At 36.7% G+C, this 16,073-nt stretch carries 17 protein-coding genes; 7 read left to right on the forward strand and 10 right to left on the reverse strand.

Annotated features, from left to right (window positions below; translation table 11 throughout):
* Positions 1–11: 11 nt before the first annotated feature.
* On the reverse strand, positions 12–437 hold the full coding sequence (locus ACSHW7_RS13990) for a GNAT family N-acetyltransferase (protein WP_435679990.1): 426 nt from the start codon (positions 435–437) through the stop codon (positions 12–14).
* A gap of 44 nt (positions 438–481) precedes the next feature.
* Between ACSHW7_RS13990 and ACSHW7_RS13995 the strand changes: the two genes are divergently transcribed.
* From ACSHW7_RS13995 to ACSHW7_RS14025, 7 genes are read left to right on the forward strand one after another with little or no spacing between them, the layout of a single operon-like run.
* Positions 482–1,228 carry a M15 family metallopeptidase gene (locus ACSHW7_RS13995; RefSeq protein ID WP_435679991.1) on the forward strand — a complete coding sequence of 249 codons (747 nt, stop codon included), beginning with the start codon at positions 482–484 and terminating at the stop codon, positions 1,226–1,228.
* 50 nt (positions 1,229–1,278) lie between these two features.
* Positions 1,279–3,090 carry a right-handed parallel beta-helix repeat-containing protein gene (locus ACSHW7_RS14000; RefSeq protein ID WP_435679992.1) on the forward strand — a complete coding sequence of 604 codons (1,812 nt, stop codon included), beginning with the start codon at positions 1,279–1,281 and terminating at the stop codon, positions 3,088–3,090.
* A 29-nt stretch (positions 3,091–3,119) separates the two neighbouring features.
* Positions 3,120–4,634 carry a 2,3-bisphosphoglycerate-independent phosphoglycerate mutase gene (gpmI, locus tag ACSHW7_RS14005; RefSeq protein WP_435679993.1) on the forward strand — a complete coding sequence of 505 codons (1,515 nt, stop codon included), beginning with the start codon at positions 3,120–3,122 and terminating at the stop codon, positions 4,632–4,634.
* Complete coding sequence (locus ACSHW7_RS14010; protein WP_435679994.1) at positions 4,634–5,248, forward strand: TlpA family protein disulfide reductase; 615 nt, start codon at positions 4,634–4,636, stop codon at positions 5,246–5,248. The genes gpmI and ACSHW7_RS14010 overlap by 1 nt, the downstream gene beginning before the upstream one ends.
* A 59-nt stretch (positions 5,249–5,307) precedes the next feature.
* Positions 5,308–5,706, forward strand: coding sequence for a BT0820 family HAD-type phosphatase (locus ACSHW7_RS14015; protein ID WP_435679995.1), 399 nt, complete (start codon positions 5,308–5,310; stop codon positions 5,704–5,706).
* Positions 5,707–5,721: 15 nt separating this feature from the next.
* Positions 5,722–6,531, forward strand: coding sequence for a type I methionyl aminopeptidase (gene map, locus ACSHW7_RS14020; RefSeq protein ID WP_435679996.1), 810 nt, complete (start codon positions 5,722–5,724; stop codon positions 6,529–6,531).
* A 33-nt stretch (positions 6,532–6,564) separates the two neighbouring features.
* Entirely contained in the window at positions 6,565–7,326 is a 762-nt protein-coding gene (locus tag ACSHW7_RS14025) for a class I SAM-dependent methyltransferase (protein WP_435679997.1), read from the forward strand.
* On the opposite strand, the gene ACSHW7_RS14030 is transcribed toward ACSHW7_RS14025, so the two are convergent.
* The 9 genes from ACSHW7_RS14030 to ACSHW7_RS14070 form a co-directional block, all read right to left on the reverse strand.
* Positions 7,318–8,328, reverse strand: coding sequence for an FAD:protein FMN transferase (locus tag ACSHW7_RS14030; RefSeq protein ID WP_435679998.1), 1,011 nt, complete (start codon positions 8,326–8,328; stop codon positions 7,318–7,320). The two genes, ACSHW7_RS14025 and ACSHW7_RS14030, sit on opposite strands and share 9 nt — an antisense overlap.
* Positions 8,325–8,687: a Na(+)-translocating NADH-quinone reductase subunit F gene (locus ACSHW7_RS14035; protein WP_435679999.1), complete on the reverse strand. Its 363-nt coding sequence runs from the start codon at positions 8,685–8,687 to the stop codon at positions 8,325–8,327. The genes ACSHW7_RS14030 and ACSHW7_RS14035 overlap by 4 nt, the downstream gene beginning before the upstream one ends.
* 87 nt (positions 8,688–8,774) lie before the next feature.
* Positions 8,775–9,644, reverse strand: coding sequence for a DUF4846 domain-containing protein (locus ACSHW7_RS14040; RefSeq protein WP_435680000.1), 870 nt, complete (start codon positions 9,642–9,644; stop codon positions 8,775–8,777).
* Positions 9,645–9,777: 133 nt separating this feature from the next.
* The gene (nqrF, locus tag ACSHW7_RS14045) at positions 9,778–11,085 is read right to left on the reverse strand and encodes an NADH:ubiquinone reductase (Na(+)-transporting) subunit F (protein WP_435680001.1); all 1,308 of its coding nucleotides are present in this window, start codon (positions 11,083–11,085) and stop codon (positions 9,778–9,780) included.
* 11 nt (positions 11,086–11,096) lie between these two features.
* Complete coding sequence (nqrE, locus tag ACSHW7_RS14050; protein WP_435680002.1) at positions 11,097–11,846, reverse strand: NADH:ubiquinone reductase (Na(+)-transporting) subunit E; 750 nt, start codon at positions 11,844–11,846, stop codon at positions 11,097–11,099.
* A gap of 51 nt (positions 11,847–11,897) precedes the next feature.
* Positions 11,898–12,545, reverse strand: coding sequence for an NADH:ubiquinone reductase (Na(+)-transporting) subunit D (locus ACSHW7_RS14055; RefSeq protein ID WP_435680003.1), 648 nt, complete (start codon positions 12,543–12,545; stop codon positions 11,898–11,900).
* Positions 12,546–12,548: 3 nt separating this feature from the next.
* On the reverse strand, positions 12,549–13,298 hold the full coding sequence (locus tag ACSHW7_RS14060) for a Na(+)-translocating NADH-quinone reductase subunit C (protein ID WP_435680004.1): 750 nt from the start codon (positions 13,296–13,298) through the stop codon (positions 12,549–12,551).
* A gap of 2 nt (positions 13,299–13,300) precedes the next feature.
* Complete coding sequence (locus ACSHW7_RS14065; RefSeq protein WP_435680005.1) at positions 13,301–14,509, reverse strand: NADH:ubiquinone reductase (Na(+)-transporting) subunit B; 1,209 nt, start codon at positions 14,507–14,509, stop codon at positions 13,301–13,303.
* Positions 14,510–14,545: 36 nt separating this feature from the next.
* A complete protein-coding gene (locus ACSHW7_RS14070) occupies positions 14,546–15,898 on the reverse strand; it encodes a Na(+)-translocating NADH-quinone reductase subunit A (RefSeq protein ID WP_435680006.1) in 1,353 nt (450 codons plus the stop codon).
* Positions 15,899–16,073 lie beyond the last annotated feature (175 nt).

Below are 16,073 nucleotides of genomic sequence, written 5' to 3' on the forward strand. Positions count from 1 at the left end.
CTACGAGCTATTTAAAGCTCCTTTACAAAATGATATCCTTTTGCTACAAAACCTTGATTGTAATAAAATTTATGCGACGGAAAATTATGCACGTAGGTGTTGAGCTCTACCCAGCGGCATTTTTTTGATTTGGCATAATTGTAAACAAACTGCATCAATTGGTCTCCTATTTTTTTCCCTCGGAAATTTTCTTCGATGACCACATGATCCACCTCAACACTTTTACCCGCATAATGCCTTGTTTGAAACCACATTCCGCAAATACCGATTAACTTTTCGTCGTAGGAAATACCAATACACTCATAATTTTGAGTGCTCATTTCCAGCACTCTTTCTTTTAAAATGGCTTCGGAAATTTTATGATCATTTAAAATACTTAAAAAGGGAATGATTTTTAATATTTCCGAAGAAGGAATAATGGCGAAATTGGCAGTCATAGTTTTTAAATTATTGGTAATTTTAAAGCACTTCAATATACATAATGAAAAGAAAAGATTTTTTAAAAATAACAGCAATTGGCGGTTTTGGTTTGGGCGTATTTCCGCAGTTGTCATTTACCGCTTTGCAAGAAACAAAGTTTACCCGAAACCAATTAATAGGCAAAGGCAACGAAGATATTGTGGGCGATAGTTACACCAGCAAAATGCAAAAAGATGCAAAAGGGGCGTTTTTAAAAATGAAAGAAGCCGCCGCAAAAGAAAACCTCAACATAGAAATTGTCTCCGCCTACCGAAGTTTTGAAAGACAAAAAGAAATCTTTGAAGGAAAATACAGCAGGTTTACCAAACAAGGATTAACGCCCGAGGCTGCCATTTCAAAAATAATTGAGTATTCAACAATTCCCGGAACCTCCCGCCATCATTGGGGTACAGACATTGACATTATTGATACCAACGCACCTAGACCCAAAAGTGTTTTGCTCGCGGAGAATTTCCATGGCAAAGGCCCGTATTGTAAATTAAAGGAATGGCTCAATGATTATTCGAAAGATTTTGGATTCTATGAAGTATATACCGATAATGCAAACCGCAAAGGCTTTAAATACGAGCCATGGCATTTTAGCTACGCACCCGTTTCAAAACCTATGTTAAAAGCTTACGAGACACTTGACTTAAAAATTATTCTCCTTGAAGAAAAAGTAATGGGCAGCCAGCATTTTACAGACGAGTTTATAACCACGTATCAAAAAGAAAATATTTTAGATATCAATCCGTTGCTTATTTCTTAGATTAACATCAAGCTTGTTTATTCTAATTAGTCTTAAAAAATCTATTTCCTATGAAAAATTACATTTTATTATTTTTCCTCCTCAGTTCAATTCTATCTATTTCACAAACAACCATTGTTCTAGATAAAGAATCAAAAACAAGCATTGAAGATGCAGTTAAAAAAATTTTAAAAACAGAAAATGGATATGGAACTATCTTTATTGAAAAAAATATTGAAATAAATAAGGACTTAACAATCCCTCAAAGCATTGATTTAAATTTTAGCAACTGGAATATTCTTTCTATAAACAATGGTGCTAAAGTGAGTATTCAGGGTAAAATATTCTCAAACGACAAAACAATTTTTGATGTACCAGTAAACCACAATCTTAAAATTCATAATCAAGAAATATATCCTGAATGGTTTGGGTTATGTTCCTATCTAGAGAACAAAGAGAAAGACGATAGTGAACTCATACAAAAAGGAATCAATGCCTGTGTTGAAGGAAGTGTTTTAAAATTATATGGGAAGAACTACAATGTTGCAAGTGAAATTATGATAAACACGAAAACACTTCATATCCAAGGAAAGAATACCCTCTATTTTCCCGCAGAAGGACCTTCAAACAATGTGACTGTCATTAATCAAAACTTAGATATTATATTTGATATAAAAGCACCTGGCGTAATATTTTCAAACCTAAATTTTACCGGATTTAACGGAGGGAAAGATTACGTAAACAAAGGAGGTAATACAAAAAGCACAGCTCTCAATTTTGTCAGAAACACCCCTACCAATCCCAAATTTCCAGAACCGATTAAAGATGTTGACGCATGGGTTAAAAACTGTACTTTCTTAAATTTCAAGAACTGTATTTACGGAGAAGGCACAAATCTTAAAATTATTGACAACCTTTTTGTAGCATCTTATATTGGTGTTAACTTACAAGAAGCTAAATATATTGACTCAAATGGCATCTTACAAACAAATCCGCACCTAAGAGGTCATGTGATTGATCGCAATAGATTTCATTCTATGGGAGGATATTTTGTTAACGAAACTTTGAATGACGCGGCATGTATAAAAATAACAGCAGAAAAGGGATATTTTTTCCCGGACCCCTATTTTGACACTCCAGAGAGCTTTTATGTTTCTGGATATTACAATCAGATAACCAATAATTATGCAGATGATGCAAAAACGTTTTTCGAAGGCAGTGTAGATCGCACTAAAATAGACAATAACGTAATACTAAATTCAACCGACACAGCTATTAAAGCATATGGCGGCGAATATGGAACGATTTCAAATAATCTAATTGACGGTTCTTTCACATGGAATCCAAACAAACTATATCCTTATTGTGAAATAGGAAATCCTTTAAATCCTAGCGGTTGTAAAGAAACAGATGGGTTTCCAGAAGGTCATGGCATTAGAGTGAGATTTGCAGACTATGTAACCATCACCAATAATCAAATAGTTAACAAAAGACGTCACGGAATTTATCTTGAGAGAACTAAAAACTCATCTATTCAAGGAAATACCATCATGAATTTTAATAGGCACGCTTATATTAGACCTAATGTAAATGGTATAAACCAAACCATCAAAACTGGGGACATCGGTAAATTTGACGGTATTCATATTGAATGTACCTCAACAACCATTGAACAAAAATACAATGTAAATAATAGCGTAAAAAACAATGTTATTTCAATGCCTTTTAATCCCGTAGGATCTAACGAACCTGTAGGAAGATATGGAATTTATGTGGGAGATGGTGACGATTTAAATTTTATCGCAAGCAACTCTATACTTCCACAACGTTTACTAAAAACATCCAAGACAAGAACAGCCACTGATGTTTGTGAGAGCAACTAAAATTTTCAAAATCTCCGTATCTTTGTTAGATGAATAAAAATGTAATTCTCCTTATTTTAGATGGCTGGGGGGTCACTCAAAACCCAGAAGTCTCGGCAGTAGCGCAGGCAAAAACGCCATTTATAGATTCACTTTACGATAACTACCCGCACAACACGTTGTTAACGCACGGTTTAAATGTGGGACTCCCCGAAGGCCAAATGGGAAATAGCGAAGTAGGCCACATGAACTTGGGAGCGGGACGCATAGTATATCAAGATTTGGCTAAAATCAATCTTGCCATTGCAAACGACACACTCAAAAACGAAACGGTTTTAAAAGAAGCTTTCACACATGCAAAAACACACAACAAAAAAGTCCATTTCATTGGGCTGGTTTCAGATGGTGGCGTGCATTCGCACATAAATCATCTCAAGGGTTTGCTTACTGCCGCAAATGACGCTCAACTTAAAAACGTATTTGTACACGCATTTACAGACGGTCGCGATGTGGATCCACAATCTGGTGCCGGGCACATTCAGGCACTGGAGGAACACATGGGAAAAACCACTGGAAAGCTGGCATCTGTGATTGGTCGCTACTTTGCCATGGACAGGGATAAACGTTGGGAACGTGTTAAAAAAGCATACGATTTGTTGTGCTTCGGAAAAGGAACTGCTACAGATAACGCTTCCGCGGAAATATTAAAATCATATAACAACGGAACCACAGATGAATTTATAGAACCTATTGTCTGCACCGAAAACGGAAAACCAACAGCAACCATTGAAGCAGATGATGTAGTCATCTTTTTCAATTTTAGAACTGATAGGGGAAGAGAATTAACCGAAGTCTTGTCGCAACGAGATTTTGAAGAATTCGGGATGAAAAAACTGCCGCTCTATTTTGTAACGCTTACAAATTATGATGATTCCTTTAAAGGTATAAAAGTGGTTTACAAAAAGGACAACCTAACAAAAACTTTGGGAGAAGTACTTGAAGCCAACAACAAAACCCAAATAAGAATTGCTGAAACCGAAAAATACCCCCACGTTACTTTTTTCTTCAATGGAGGAAGAGAAGAACCTTTTATTGGAGAAAACCGGATTTTATGCCCATCCCCCAAAGTAGCAACGTACGACCTAAAACCCGAAATGAGCGCTTATGAAATAAGAGATAAAATCATACCGGAAATTGAGAACAAAACAGCAAATTTTATTTGTTTAAATTTTGCCAATCCAGATATGGTAGGCCACACAGGGGTGCTAGAGGCTGCCATCAAAGCGTGTGAAACCGTTGATACATGCACAAAGGATATTGTTGAAACAGCTTTGAAAAACGACTATACCACCATAATAATCGCAGACCACGGGAACAGTGAAACCATGCGAAATGAAGATGGCTCTCCAAATACGGCACATACCGTAAACCCAGTTCCATTAATTTTAGTGGACAAAGAAATAAAGCATATTAACAATGGTGTTTTAGGAGATATCGCTCCAACTATTTTAGCCTTGATGGGCGTTGAACAACCTAAAGAAATGACACAAAAATCACTTTTATAATGAAGAACACACAACAATTTTTAATGCGTTGCATGTTATTTAGCTTTCTAATAATTTTGACTATCGCATGTAAAAATAAAACAAAAGAGACAACAGACACACAAGCTCAAACAGAAGAAATTTCCGAAGAACAACAAATCAATACGCTTGTTGATGACCCTGAAAATCAAGGCGATAAAATGCTTTTAGGGTTAGTAAATCAAGAAGGTTTTAAGAACAAAGGATTGTTTCCTTGGATGTACGAGGAATTTGAAAGCTACAAGCCGGAGCCGTCAATTTTTGATGAGCTAAGAAAACAACTGGATGATGTTACCATCAAAGTATTTATGGGGACATGGTGCGAAGACAGTCAGCGTGAAATTCCACGATTGTACAAAATACTACATATAGCTGATTATGATTTATCTGGTATGGAAATTATTGCAGTCTCGCATGACAAGGATACACCTTCGGGATTTGAAAAAGGGCTGGATATAGAATATGTGCCAACCATTATTTTTTACAGAAATGGTAAAGAGTTAGGCAGATTTGTTGAATATGCACAAGAAAATCTAGAAAAAGACATGCTTACCATATTAAAAGGCGACCCTTATAAACATGCCTATCAGGAATAAGACTAGGCAAAAGGTAGATTTCTTTGTAATTTTGCAGTCAACTAACAAAACAGTTTAAAATGAATGCAACATTAAATATAGCTGTAGATTTTGACGGAACTATTGTTGAAGATGCCTATCCAAAAATTGGGAAACCTATAATTTTTGCTTTCGAAACAATTAAAAAATTACAGGACAAGGGACATCGCATCATTTTATGGACATATCGTAAAGGAAAAGCACTTGATGAGGCAGTCGCATTTTGTAAAGAAAATGGAATTACCTTCTACGCAGTAAATATGAGTTTTCCTGAGGAAACATTTGATGAAAAATATAGTAGAAAAATAAATGCAGATGTTTTCATTGACGACCGTAACATTGGCGGAATGAAAAGCTGGGGAGAAATTTATCAAGAAATTACCGGCGGAGAGCCACCAGCGCACCTAGCCCCAAAGAAAAAAAGCTGGTTTAAATTTTAGCAACTTATCCATTACATGATAATTACCAAATCAAGAGAAGAAATTGAATTAATGCGTGAAGCTGCGCTTGTAGTTTCAAAAACGCTTGGGATGCTCGCTTCAAAAGTGAAACCCGGTGTTACTACTAACGAGTTAAATACATTAGCAGAAGAATACATTAGACAGCAAGATGCTGTACCCGGTTTCTTGGGTCTTTACGATTGCCCTTCAACACTTTTAACGAGCGTCAATGAAGCCGTTGTTCACGGATTACCTACCAATGTACCTTTAAAGGAAGGAGATATTGTAAGTATTGACTGCGGAGCTATAAAAAATGGGTTTTACGGTGACCATGCCTATACTTTTGAAATTGGCGAGGTAGCTCCCGAAACCAAAAAATTATTACAAGTAACGAAGGAATCTTTATACGTTGGAATTCGCGAGCTAAAAGCCGGAAATCGGGTTGGTGATGTAGGCTATGCCATTCAAAAATATTGCGAAGACCATGGTTATGGCGTGGTAAGAGAATTAGTAGGTCACGGACTGGGAACAAAAATGCACGAAGACCCCGAAATGCCAAATTATGGTCGCAGAGGCTGGGGTAAAAAATTTATCGAAGGCATGACAGTTGCTATAGAGCCTATGATAAACCTTGGCACAAGGCGTATTAGCCAGTTACCAGACGGCTGGACCATTGTGACGCAAGACGGAAAACCCAGCGCACATTTTGAGCACAATATCGCGATTATTGACGGTGCACCTCAACTACTTTCCACATTTGATTATGTTTATGAAGCTCTTGGAATTAAAAGTGATGAAGAGGACGAATTCAGAGTAAAAGCGTAAAGGAATAACCTCGCTAAATGCTTCAACAAAAAAATGTTTAAATTCTTTCTCAATCTATTTCCACGAACATTCTTAATCAGGATAAGCTATTTAGTGCGCCCACTTGTTGCTTTTTTTCTTCGAGGAGATAAATACACAGACCCTATTGATGGCAAATCCTACCGAAAATTTTTACCCTATGGCTATGCTCGCGTACGCGAAAATGTGCTGGCGCCGGGAACACTTTCGTTAGAAAGACATAGATTGTTTTGGTTGTACTTAAAAAATAAAACCAATTTTTTTACCGAAAATTTAAAGGTGTTACATTTTGCGCCCGAACAAGCATTTCTTCGGAAATTTCAAAGAATGGAAAACATTGAGTACACAACAACAGACCTCAACTCACCCATAGCCGATGTAAAAGCTGATATTTGCAATCTTCCGTTTAAAGATAGTACTTACGATTTTATCATCTGTAATCACGTATTGGAACACATTCCAGATGACACTAGAGCAATGCAAGAATTATACAGAGTACTGGCACCCGGAGGTACTGCCATTCTTCAAGTTCCTTTAGAAAATGAAAGAGCGGTAACTTTTGAAGACAATACGATAACTGATCAAAAGGAGCGCACAAAAATTTTTGGCCAATACGACCATGTCCGTGTATATGGAATGGATTATTTTGATAAACTAAGAAGCATTGGTTTTGATGTAGAAGCATTAGATTATACTACTACAATGACTAATGAAGATATTCAACGTTATCGCATTGCGAGAGGTGAGTTATTGCCAATTTGTAAAAAATCAATCTAAAATCATCTTCTGAAACCCATCAGTAATATAAATTTGAGCTGTATTGGAGCTATCTTGATAGGTTAAATATGCCTCAACATCTTCGGTTTTTGAGAGCATCATTTTTGCTCTTTCAAACCCCATTGCCATACAAGCTGTGGCATACGCATCTGCCATTCCACAAGTGGGAGCAGTTATTGTGGCACTCGTAACATCGCTTTGTTCGGCGAGACCTGTTAAGGGATTTATGGTGTGGACAAACTTTTTTCCTGTTGTTGGGTCGATTCTAAATTTTCTATAATTTCCAGAACCCGCCATCCCCTTATTTTCTAATTGGATGACGACTGTAGCTCTTCGATTATCAATTTCCGAAGTTATAGATTCTACTCCTGCTGTCCAAGGTTTATTCCTCCCTATGTTTTGTCCGCTAGATAATACTTCTCCACCTAACTCAATGATATAATTTGTTACGTTGTTTGCTTCTAAGAAATTTCCGAGGCAATCAATACCGTAGCCTTTTGCTACGGCATTGAAATCAAAATAAATATTTGGGTTTTCCTTGTAAATGGTGCCATCTGCATTCACGCTCACTTTATTAAAACCCACTAAATTTCTCAAACTATCCAAACGCTCGCCATCAATTTGAAGCAACGGTGTATCTGTCCCAAAACCATAAGCATTGCGAAGTACGCCCACTGTTGGGTCAAAATAACCCTTCGAATTTGTGTGGACAATTTCAGAAATGCGCATCACTTCCTTGAAAATTTTATCGACTACGACTGTGGAATCCCCGCGATTGATTTTCGAAATGTCGCTATCGGGAATATAGGTACTCACCGATTTATTAACGGCATCCAAAACAGAATCAACCCCTTTTTCGGCATCAAAAATTTCCGACGAAAAATATTGAATTGCATATGTTGTTCCAAATGCATTTCCCTGCAGTACTTGATATTTGGGTGTTGTATCATCTTTGCAACCTAGCAAAGAAATGACTGTTAGAATGATGTAAAATGGTTTCATATTATTTCTTGAAGTCCTTTGTACACCATCGTGTAATCTTCATCTTTTACAACCTTTTTTGCGTAGTCCGTTCCGTTTCCTAAACCCACTCCGGCGTAATATGTTTTTGCTTCAAACTTATCTGCATGCTGCTTTATGGTTTGCATAAAAACAGGATCATAAGCATTTGCGTCTTGAGGGTATGACACTGCACGAACAATTACAAAATGCAAATCCTTGTCCTTGAGCCCAACAAATTGTGGGTCCTTCCCTATTTTACTATTCACGCCCATGAATTCAAAACCTTGGGCTTTCATATCTTCTCCTACGATATTCATGGCGAGATTATGTAATTCTTGTTTTGAAAGTTCTTGTGACATGCTTGTTTTTCTTCGGAAATTTTACAACACAAAAATACTTGATTTTGATGAGAAAGTATAGCGCACAAGGGCTTTGAAATATACCAACTATTTAAATCTCATAAACTGCGTATTGTTGAAATAGTAGGTTGGAATTTCTAAATAAGCATTCATTTCAAGTTCGTACCAGGGACTGATCGAAGTATCGTTAGGATTCTTTAAAAGGTGTACACTTTGTGCAGGAGTGTTTCCTTGCGCAAAAATAAACAAGCGATTTCCATCACTGTTTTCTGCGATATCAACAATCATAATTACATGTCCTGGACTACCGGGTTTTATAAGCATATCGCCTATCTGTAATTTCGAAATAGAATCAACAGCTGGTAATTCGTCAAACAGAGATTGTGTTCCTGCATAGGTATAAATGAGATTTAAATAGTTATAGAAGTTCTGTTTTGTGTAGTTTGTTTTTGCTATTTTTTGAAAGGTAACTTTGTTTGCATTGATTTTTGGACGATACCCTTCGGCGTATTTTGACCAACTGCAAAAATGACCCGAAGTAAAGTTAAAACCTATTTTGGACTGTATGTTATTGTCCCAAAGATATTCGGACCTAATGCGCATTAATGCGTCTGCGCACTGCTGTAATCCGTTAGACGGAACAGTAATTTCCATTACGCCCACATGGCCACTTTGATATACATAAGGCCGCCCATCATAATTGATGACCTCTGCACCAAAAGGTTTTAGTGCATAGTTTTGTAGATAGTTTGCAAAAGAGCCGTTTTTTGTTTCTACCCGGTTATATCCTTCCGGGACTTCTATTCTTTCAGAAACCGTCTTACCAGATTCGTTAATATAATTTACAGGTATCACGAAGGTTAAAGCTGTATGCTGAATGACCTTTCCCTTTTTTGTTCCGAAGAAAAAAAAGCTTGTGCCAAAAAGTATTGCTATGAGTAGTATCCATTTTTTCATATAAAGATAACTTCCAATAAAATGTAATTATTTCAATGTGCAGAAATTTCAGAAGAAAAAAAGACTCTTTAAAATCAAAAACCGCTTTCAAATAAATGAAAGCGGTTTGATAATTTTAAAATTCTTAAAGAGATTATCCCCCAAAATCATCAAAGCGAATATGCTCGTCTGGAATTCCAAAGTCTTCTCCCATTTTTTGAACGGCTTGGTTCATTAATGGAGGTCCACAGAAATACAACTCAATATCTTCAGGATTTTCATGTAAGCTCAAATAGTTATCTATCACAACTTGGTGAATAAAGCCTACAAAACCATCTCCTTCACCATCGATTCCGTCTTTTACTTTCCAGTTATCCTCTTCCATTGGCTCAGAAAGTGCCAAGTAAAATTTAAAATTTGGAAAATCTTTTTCTAAATTCTTGAAATGATCTAAGTAAAACAATTCTCTTTTTGAACGTCCACCGTACCAATACGTAACTTTTCTACCTGTTTTTAGGGTACGGAATAAGTGATATAAGTGAGAACGCATTGGCGCCATCCCTGCTCCACCACCTACATAAAGCATTTCGCTTTCTGAAGGGTTAATGAAAAATTCTCCATAAGGACCAGAAATTACACACTTGTCACCTTTCTTCAAATTAAAGATGTATGATGAAGCAATACCTGGATTTACATCCATCCATTGATTTTTTGCTCTATCCCATGGTGGTGTAGCGATACGTACATTCAACATAATCTCACGTCCTTCAGCTGGGTAAGAAGCCATAGAATAGGCTCTTTCTACAACTTCATCATTTTTCATCACTAGTGGCCAAAGACCAAATTTATCCCATTCTGCTTGAAATTTATCTGGAGTTTCGTGTTCTTCAGGGTGGGCAGTAATGTCCATATCCTCAAACTTCACTTCACACTCAGGAATTTCAATTTGTATGTAACCACCTGCTTTGTAGTTCATATCCTCAGGGATTTCAACTACAAATTCTTTAATAAAAGAAGCAACGTTGTAATTACGAACAACTACAGCATCCCATTTTTTAATCCCGAAAACCTCTTCAGGAATATGAATATTCATGTTTTGCTTCACTTTTACCTGACAAGAAAGACGCGCTCCTTCTTTTAGCTCTTTTCGGCTAAAGTGAGGCGTTTCAGTAGGTAGAGCTTCTCCTCCGCCTTCTAAGACGTGACATTCACATTGTATGCATGTTCCACCTCCACCGCAGGCAGAGGGTAAAAATATTTTATTATTTCCGAGGGTAGAAAGTAAAGTACCGCCACTTTCAACTTCGATTGTTTTTTCATCATTAATAGTTATGGTCACGGGACCTGAAGGAGATAATTTTTGCTTCGTAAATAATAATAAAGCTACTAACAACAATGTCAACACCAAAAAGGCTACTACGGTTGCTGCTATTACTCCTGTTACACTTGCTGCTAAAAACATAGTTATATTTTTTAGTTTTCTGAAACTACAATTGGTGTAGCTTCTACTTCTTTTTCAATTGATTTTTCAACTTGTCCCACATTTTCTCCGTTTCCGTCCAATGAAGGAGACGCATCATCACCTCCAGTTAACATTCCTCCAAAACTCATAAATCCAATCGCCATCAATCCGGTAATGATAAATGTAATTCCTAATCCTCTTAAAGGAGCTGGCACATTACTATAGCGTATTTTCTCCCTAATCGCTGCAATAGCAACAATTGCTAAAAACCATCCAATTCCTGAACTAAAACCGTAATTAAGCGCCAATCCAGCAGTTTCTATTTCTCTAGATTGCATAAATAATGACCCTCCCAAAATTGCGCAGTTTACTGCAATTAATGGTAAGAAAATACCTAGTGAGTTATAGAGTGACGGTGAAAATTTTTCAACAATTATCTCTACTAATTGAACCATAGTTGCAATGGTTGCGATAAACAAAATGAATGACAGGAAGCTCAAGTCATAATCTGCATACGCACTCAACTCGGGTGTAGCTCTGTTACCATCCAACCAAGCCAATGCGCCCGGTTGTAAAATATACTGATCTAAAAACCAGTTTAAAGGTACTGTAACAGTTAATACGAATATTACTGCAGCACCAAGACCTACAGCGGTACTTACTTTTTTCGATACAGCTAAGTAAGAACACATACCCAAAAAGTATGCGAATACCATGTTATCGACAAAGATTGATTTGAAAAATAATTCAACGTGTTCCATATATATCTTATTCAATACACTCAGACAAGCTTAGTGTGATAAATTAGTTTTTTAATTTTCTTCGATCAGTTCAGTATTTCTGCTGCGCTGTACCCAAATGATAATTCCAACTACGATTAATGCCATTGGAGGTAATACCATAAATCCGTTATTTTCATAACCTATTGCATACAAACCAGTTTTAGCAATTGGATCTCCCAATACCTTAAAACCAAATAATGTTCCTGACCCGAGCAATTCTCTAAAGAATCCTACGATTATCAAGATAACCCCGTATCCAAGAGCATTTCCTATTCCGTCTAAGAAAGAACGCCACGGTCCATTTCCTAGAGCGAACGCTTCAAAACGTCCCATGATGATACAATTGGTAATGATGAGTCCAATGAATACTGAAAGTTCCTTACTCAACTCATAAGCAAATGCTTTTAGTACTTGATCTACAATAATTACGAGCGTTGCAACAACGATTAGTTGAACAATAATTCTAATTTTTGAAGGGATAATATTTCTCATTAAAGAAATCACCACATTTCCTAATCCCAAAACAAAGATTACAGATACTGCCATTACAATAGATGGCTTCAATTGTGCGGTAATCGCTAAAGCAGAACAAATACCAAGAACTTGAATAGTAATTGGATTATCATCCGTCAACGGATCCATTATTAATTTTCTGTCTTTTTTTGATAGTAATCCCATTTCTTATTTGTTTAGAGATTTAAAATAAGGCACATACATTCTAATGTCTTTTTTCAACATTGCCGAAACTCCGTCACCAGTAATCGTTGCACCTGCAAGCGCATCAACTTCATAATCACTTTTATCTTGATTTAAAGGGTCGTTATTCCCTTTAGCTACTTCTATTCCTTCAAACGCCTCTCCATTTAAAAAACCTTCACCAGTAAAATCGTCCATGAAATAGCGTTGTTTTATTTCAGCACCAAGTCCTGGAGTTTCTCCTTTGTGGTCAAAATAAACTCCTTGAATAACCATAGCTTTATCCAAAGCTACAAATCCCCATATGGCATCCCAAAGACCTTTACCTCTTACGGGCACTACATAGATTTCTTTTCCATCTTTCTCACCAACCATTATTGGCAGTTTTCTTGTGTAGTTAGGGTCTTTTGCCTTAGTAGCCTCTTTTTTGATATCAATTAAATATGCTTCAGGGTTTTCGGTTACTTTATCTCCTTGAATAACATATTGCTTTGTTATATATTTCGAAAACTCTCCAGCAACTTTATCTGTTGGTACGAAAGTAACGTCGCTATCACCTTCATTCTCATTAACGTTCATTGCGTATAAGATGTTCTGCTGTTTTTCAGCTTCTTCATTTTCGGTAATCATTGGTTTCAAACCACTAGCAAATCCCGCAAGCAAAGAACCTACAACTACTACCATTATTACTGCAAAAATGATAGTGTAACTATTTTTATCTGTGTTAACTGCCATAACTATGCTGTTTTAAATTTAAGACGTTTTGCTCTTCTTTTTATATTTCCTTCTAGCACGTAGTGGTCAATTGTAGGAGCAAAAACATTCATTAATAATATTGCTAGGAATACTCCCTCTGGGTATGCTGGGTTGAATACACGAATCATAATTGAAATAAATCCAATCAAAAATCCATAAATCCATTTTCCTTTATTTGTTTGTGAAGCTGTTACCGGATCTGTTGCCATAAATACAGCACCAAATAAAATACTACCTATAAATAAGTGTTGCCAAAAAACCACGTCCATCAATCCAAAGAATTTAGAACTCTCGTCAATCCATCCAATACTTACAACACCATTGAAGATAAGTCCCATTGTCAAGGCACCTACTAACGTACTAAAGATAATTCTCCAGCTTCCTATCTTTGACAAAATCAAGATAAGGGCCCCAACGATAATCAATAACTTTGAAGTTTCACCCACAGAACCAGGAATAAAACCTAAAAATTGATCCATTAAATCCCAACTTTGAAAACCGTTATTCTGTGCCAAACTACCCAAAATTGTCTCTCCAGAAATCGCATCAGGTTGCCCAACAGTGTCTACCGCACCAGTAACCCAAACTTTATCTCCAGACATCCAAGTTGGATACGCAAAGAATAAAAACGCACGAATCGTTAATGCTGGATTTAAGATATTCATCCCTGTTCCACCAAAAACTTCTTTACCAATCACTACACCAAAAATAACCGCTACCGTCAACATCCATAATGGGATATCAACAGGCACAATCAATGGCACTAACATTCCGGTTACCAAATAACCTTCCTCTACTTCGTGACCCTTAATTACAGCAAAAATAAATTCCACCGCAAGACCCACTCCGTAAGACACAATCACTAAAGGAAGCACTTTCCAAGCACCAATGCTAAAATTAGCCATGTTCCAAAACTCTGGACTAAAAAAGCTCAATGCCTCAGTAACCTCTCCTACTTGCACATTATATTGATATCCAGCATTAAAAATACCGAATAGCAAACAAGGTACTAGCGACAAAATAACCATATTCATGGTACGCTTTAAATCATCTGCAGCTCTTACGTGACCTCCGCTATGAGTAGTCTCGTTTGGTAAATACAAAAATGTATGGATTGCGTTGAACGCAGGTGCCATTTTTGTCCCCTCGTATTTTAATTTAAGCTTATGTAAACTTTGTTTCATTCCCATTTTACAACGTATTTTTCATTTCTTCAAAATGAATAATTATCCAATTTCTTTATACATTAAATCAAGTCCATTTCTTATGATTTCTTGGTGTGGTTGTTTTGACACACAAACAAATTCGGTCAATGCAAAATCTTCTGGAGCAACTTCATACATTCCCAGCGCTTCCATTGCGTCAAGGTCTTGCACCATACATGCTTTCATAATTTGCATCGGGTAGATATCTAAAGGAAACACTTCCTCGTAGTTCCCGGTAACAACGAACGCTCTGTGTTCACCGTTTGTATTTGTGTCAAGGTCAAATTTTTTCTTCGGAAATAACCATGAAAATGTCAACGCTCTTGAAATTGAAATTTTATCGAATACCGGTTTGTTCCAACCAAAAAACTCATAATCATCTCCTTCTGGAATTACCGTAATCGCATTATGATAAAAACCTAAATGTTGTTTTGGCGAAATCGCCTTCCCTGTTAGTACATTTCCAGAGATAATACGCACATTTTCTTCGTTCAATCCAGAATCATAAACCGCCGTAGCCACTTCACTACCTAAACGGGTTCTGTAATATTTTGGATTTTTAACCGATGATCCCGCAAGGGTAATAATGCGCTCAGGATTATATTTTCCAGTCAAAAACAATTCACCAATAATTATCAAATCCTGAGCTCCAACTGTCCAAACAGTTTCTCCCTTATTCACGGGATTAATTTTATTTATTTGGGTCCCCACGTTTCCGGCAGGATGCAAATTATTTGTTTTGTGATAAACAACATCATTCAAGTTCGCAAGCGGAGAACCAGCGTCTTTTCCTAACGTAACGTGCACAGCACCTTCTGTTAATTTTGCCAAAGCAGACAATGCAACCTGCAGTTCTTTCTCTTTTCCGTTTAGCGCAAAATCAAGATCGGTTGCCAAAGGCGCGGTATCAATTCCCGAAACAAAAATTGCCTTAGGCATAGCTTCTGGATTTGCAATTACATCGTAAGGACGTTGCTTGATAAAGGCCCAACAACCCGAAGCTAACAAATGATTTTTTATATCATCTGCCGTCATCGCATCTGGATTTTTGCTTCCAAAATCTCTAAAGGTATCTTGTTGATCGCCCTCTATTAAAATTCTCGTGATCACACGTTTTGCACCACGCTCGATTTTAGTCAACGTGCCACTTACGGGTGATGAAAATTTAATCTCCTCTCTATCTTTACTGTAAAAAATAGTATCTCCAGCCTGTAATTTAGCACCTTCTTTTACCACCATTTTAGGTGTAATCAAGTGTAAATCTTTAGGGATGATGGCGAAAGTGCGAGAACGCGGGGCGTTAGAAAGTGTTTTGTCCGCTTCGCCTTTTAAGCGAATGGTCAAACCTTTTTTAATCTTAATGTCTTTGGACATAGGATAGTTGTGTTAAAATTGTCTTTCAAAACTCAAAACTGAGTTTCATTTTACAAGACGTAATTAAGGACTGCAAAAATAAACATTAAAGAACCATCTTACAATAATTTAAATAGGAATTTTCTTCGGAATTTTTAAGGAAGAAAATCTACACAATTTTCGGGCATAAATTTTG

This window comes from Patiriisocius sp. (assembly GCF_051252435.1).
Lineage (GTDB): Bacteria > Bacteroidota > Bacteroidia > Flavobacteriales > Flavobacteriaceae > Patiriisocius.

What these genes read in the sequence shown, in the direction of transcription:
- ACSHW7_RS14065 (WP_435680005.1), bottom strand. Translation starts at nt 14,509, where the DNA reads ATGGGAATGAAACAAAGTTTACATAAGCTTAAATTAAAATACGAGGGG.
- ACSHW7_RS13995 (WP_435679991.1), top strand. Translation starts at nt 482, where the DNA reads ATGAAAAGAAAAGATTTTTTAAAAATAACAGCAATTGGCGGTTTTGGT.
- gpmI (WP_435679993.1), top strand. Translation starts at nt 3,120, where the DNA reads ATGAATAAAAATGTAATTCTCCTTATTTTAGATGGCTGGGGGGTCACT.
- ACSHW7_RS14040 (WP_435680000.1), bottom strand. Translation starts at nt 9,644, where the DNA reads ATGAAAAAATGGATACTACTCATAGCAATACTTTTTGGCACAAGCTTT.
- ACSHW7_RS14070 (WP_435680006.1), bottom strand. Translation starts at nt 15,898, where the DNA reads ATGTCCAAAGACATTAAGATTAAAAAAGGTTTGACCATTCGCTTAAAA.
- ACSHW7_RS14025 (WP_435679997.1), top strand. Translation starts at nt 6,565, where the DNA reads ATGTTTAAATTCTTTCTCAATCTATTTCCACGAACATTCTTAATCAGG.
- ACSHW7_RS14000 (WP_435679992.1), top strand. Translation starts at nt 1,279, where the DNA reads ATGAAAAATTACATTTTATTATTTTTCCTCCTCAGTTCAATTCTATCT.
- nqrF (WP_435680001.1), bottom strand. Translation starts at nt 11,085, where the DNA reads ATGTTTTTAGCAGCAAGTGTAACAGGAGTAATAGCAGCAACCGTAGTA.
- ACSHW7_RS14060 (WP_435680004.1), bottom strand. Translation starts at nt 13,298, where the DNA reads ATGGCAGTTAACACAGATAAAAATAGTTACACTATCATTTTTGCAGTA.
- map (WP_435679996.1), top strand. Translation starts at nt 5,722, where the DNA reads ATGATAATTACCAAATCAAGAGAAGAAATTGAATTAATGCGTGAAGCT.
- ACSHW7_RS14010 (WP_435679994.1), top strand. Translation starts at nt 4,634, where the DNA reads ATGAAGAACACACAACAATTTTTAATGCGTTGCATGTTATTTAGCTTT.
- nqrE (WP_435680002.1), bottom strand. Translation starts at nt 11,846, where the DNA reads ATGGAACACGTTGAATTATTTTTCAAATCAATCTTTGTCGATAACATG.
- ACSHW7_RS14035 (WP_435679999.1), bottom strand. Translation starts at nt 8,687, where the DNA reads ATGTCACAAGAACTTTCAAAACAAGAATTACATAATCTCGCCATGAAT.
- ACSHW7_RS13990 (WP_435679990.1), bottom strand. Translation starts at nt 437, where the DNA reads ATGACTGCCAATTTCGCCATTATTCCTTCTTCGGAAATATTAAAAATC.
- ACSHW7_RS14055 (WP_435680003.1), bottom strand. Translation starts at nt 12,545, where the DNA reads ATGGGATTACTATCAAAAAAAGACAGAAAATTAATAATGGATCCGTTG.
- ACSHW7_RS14015 (WP_435679995.1), top strand. Translation starts at nt 5,308, where the DNA reads ATGAATGCAACATTAAATATAGCTGTAGATTTTGACGGAACTATTGTT.
- ACSHW7_RS14030 (WP_435679998.1), bottom strand. Translation starts at nt 8,328, where the DNA reads ATGAAACCATTTTACATCATTCTAACAGTCATTTCTTTGCTAGGTTGC.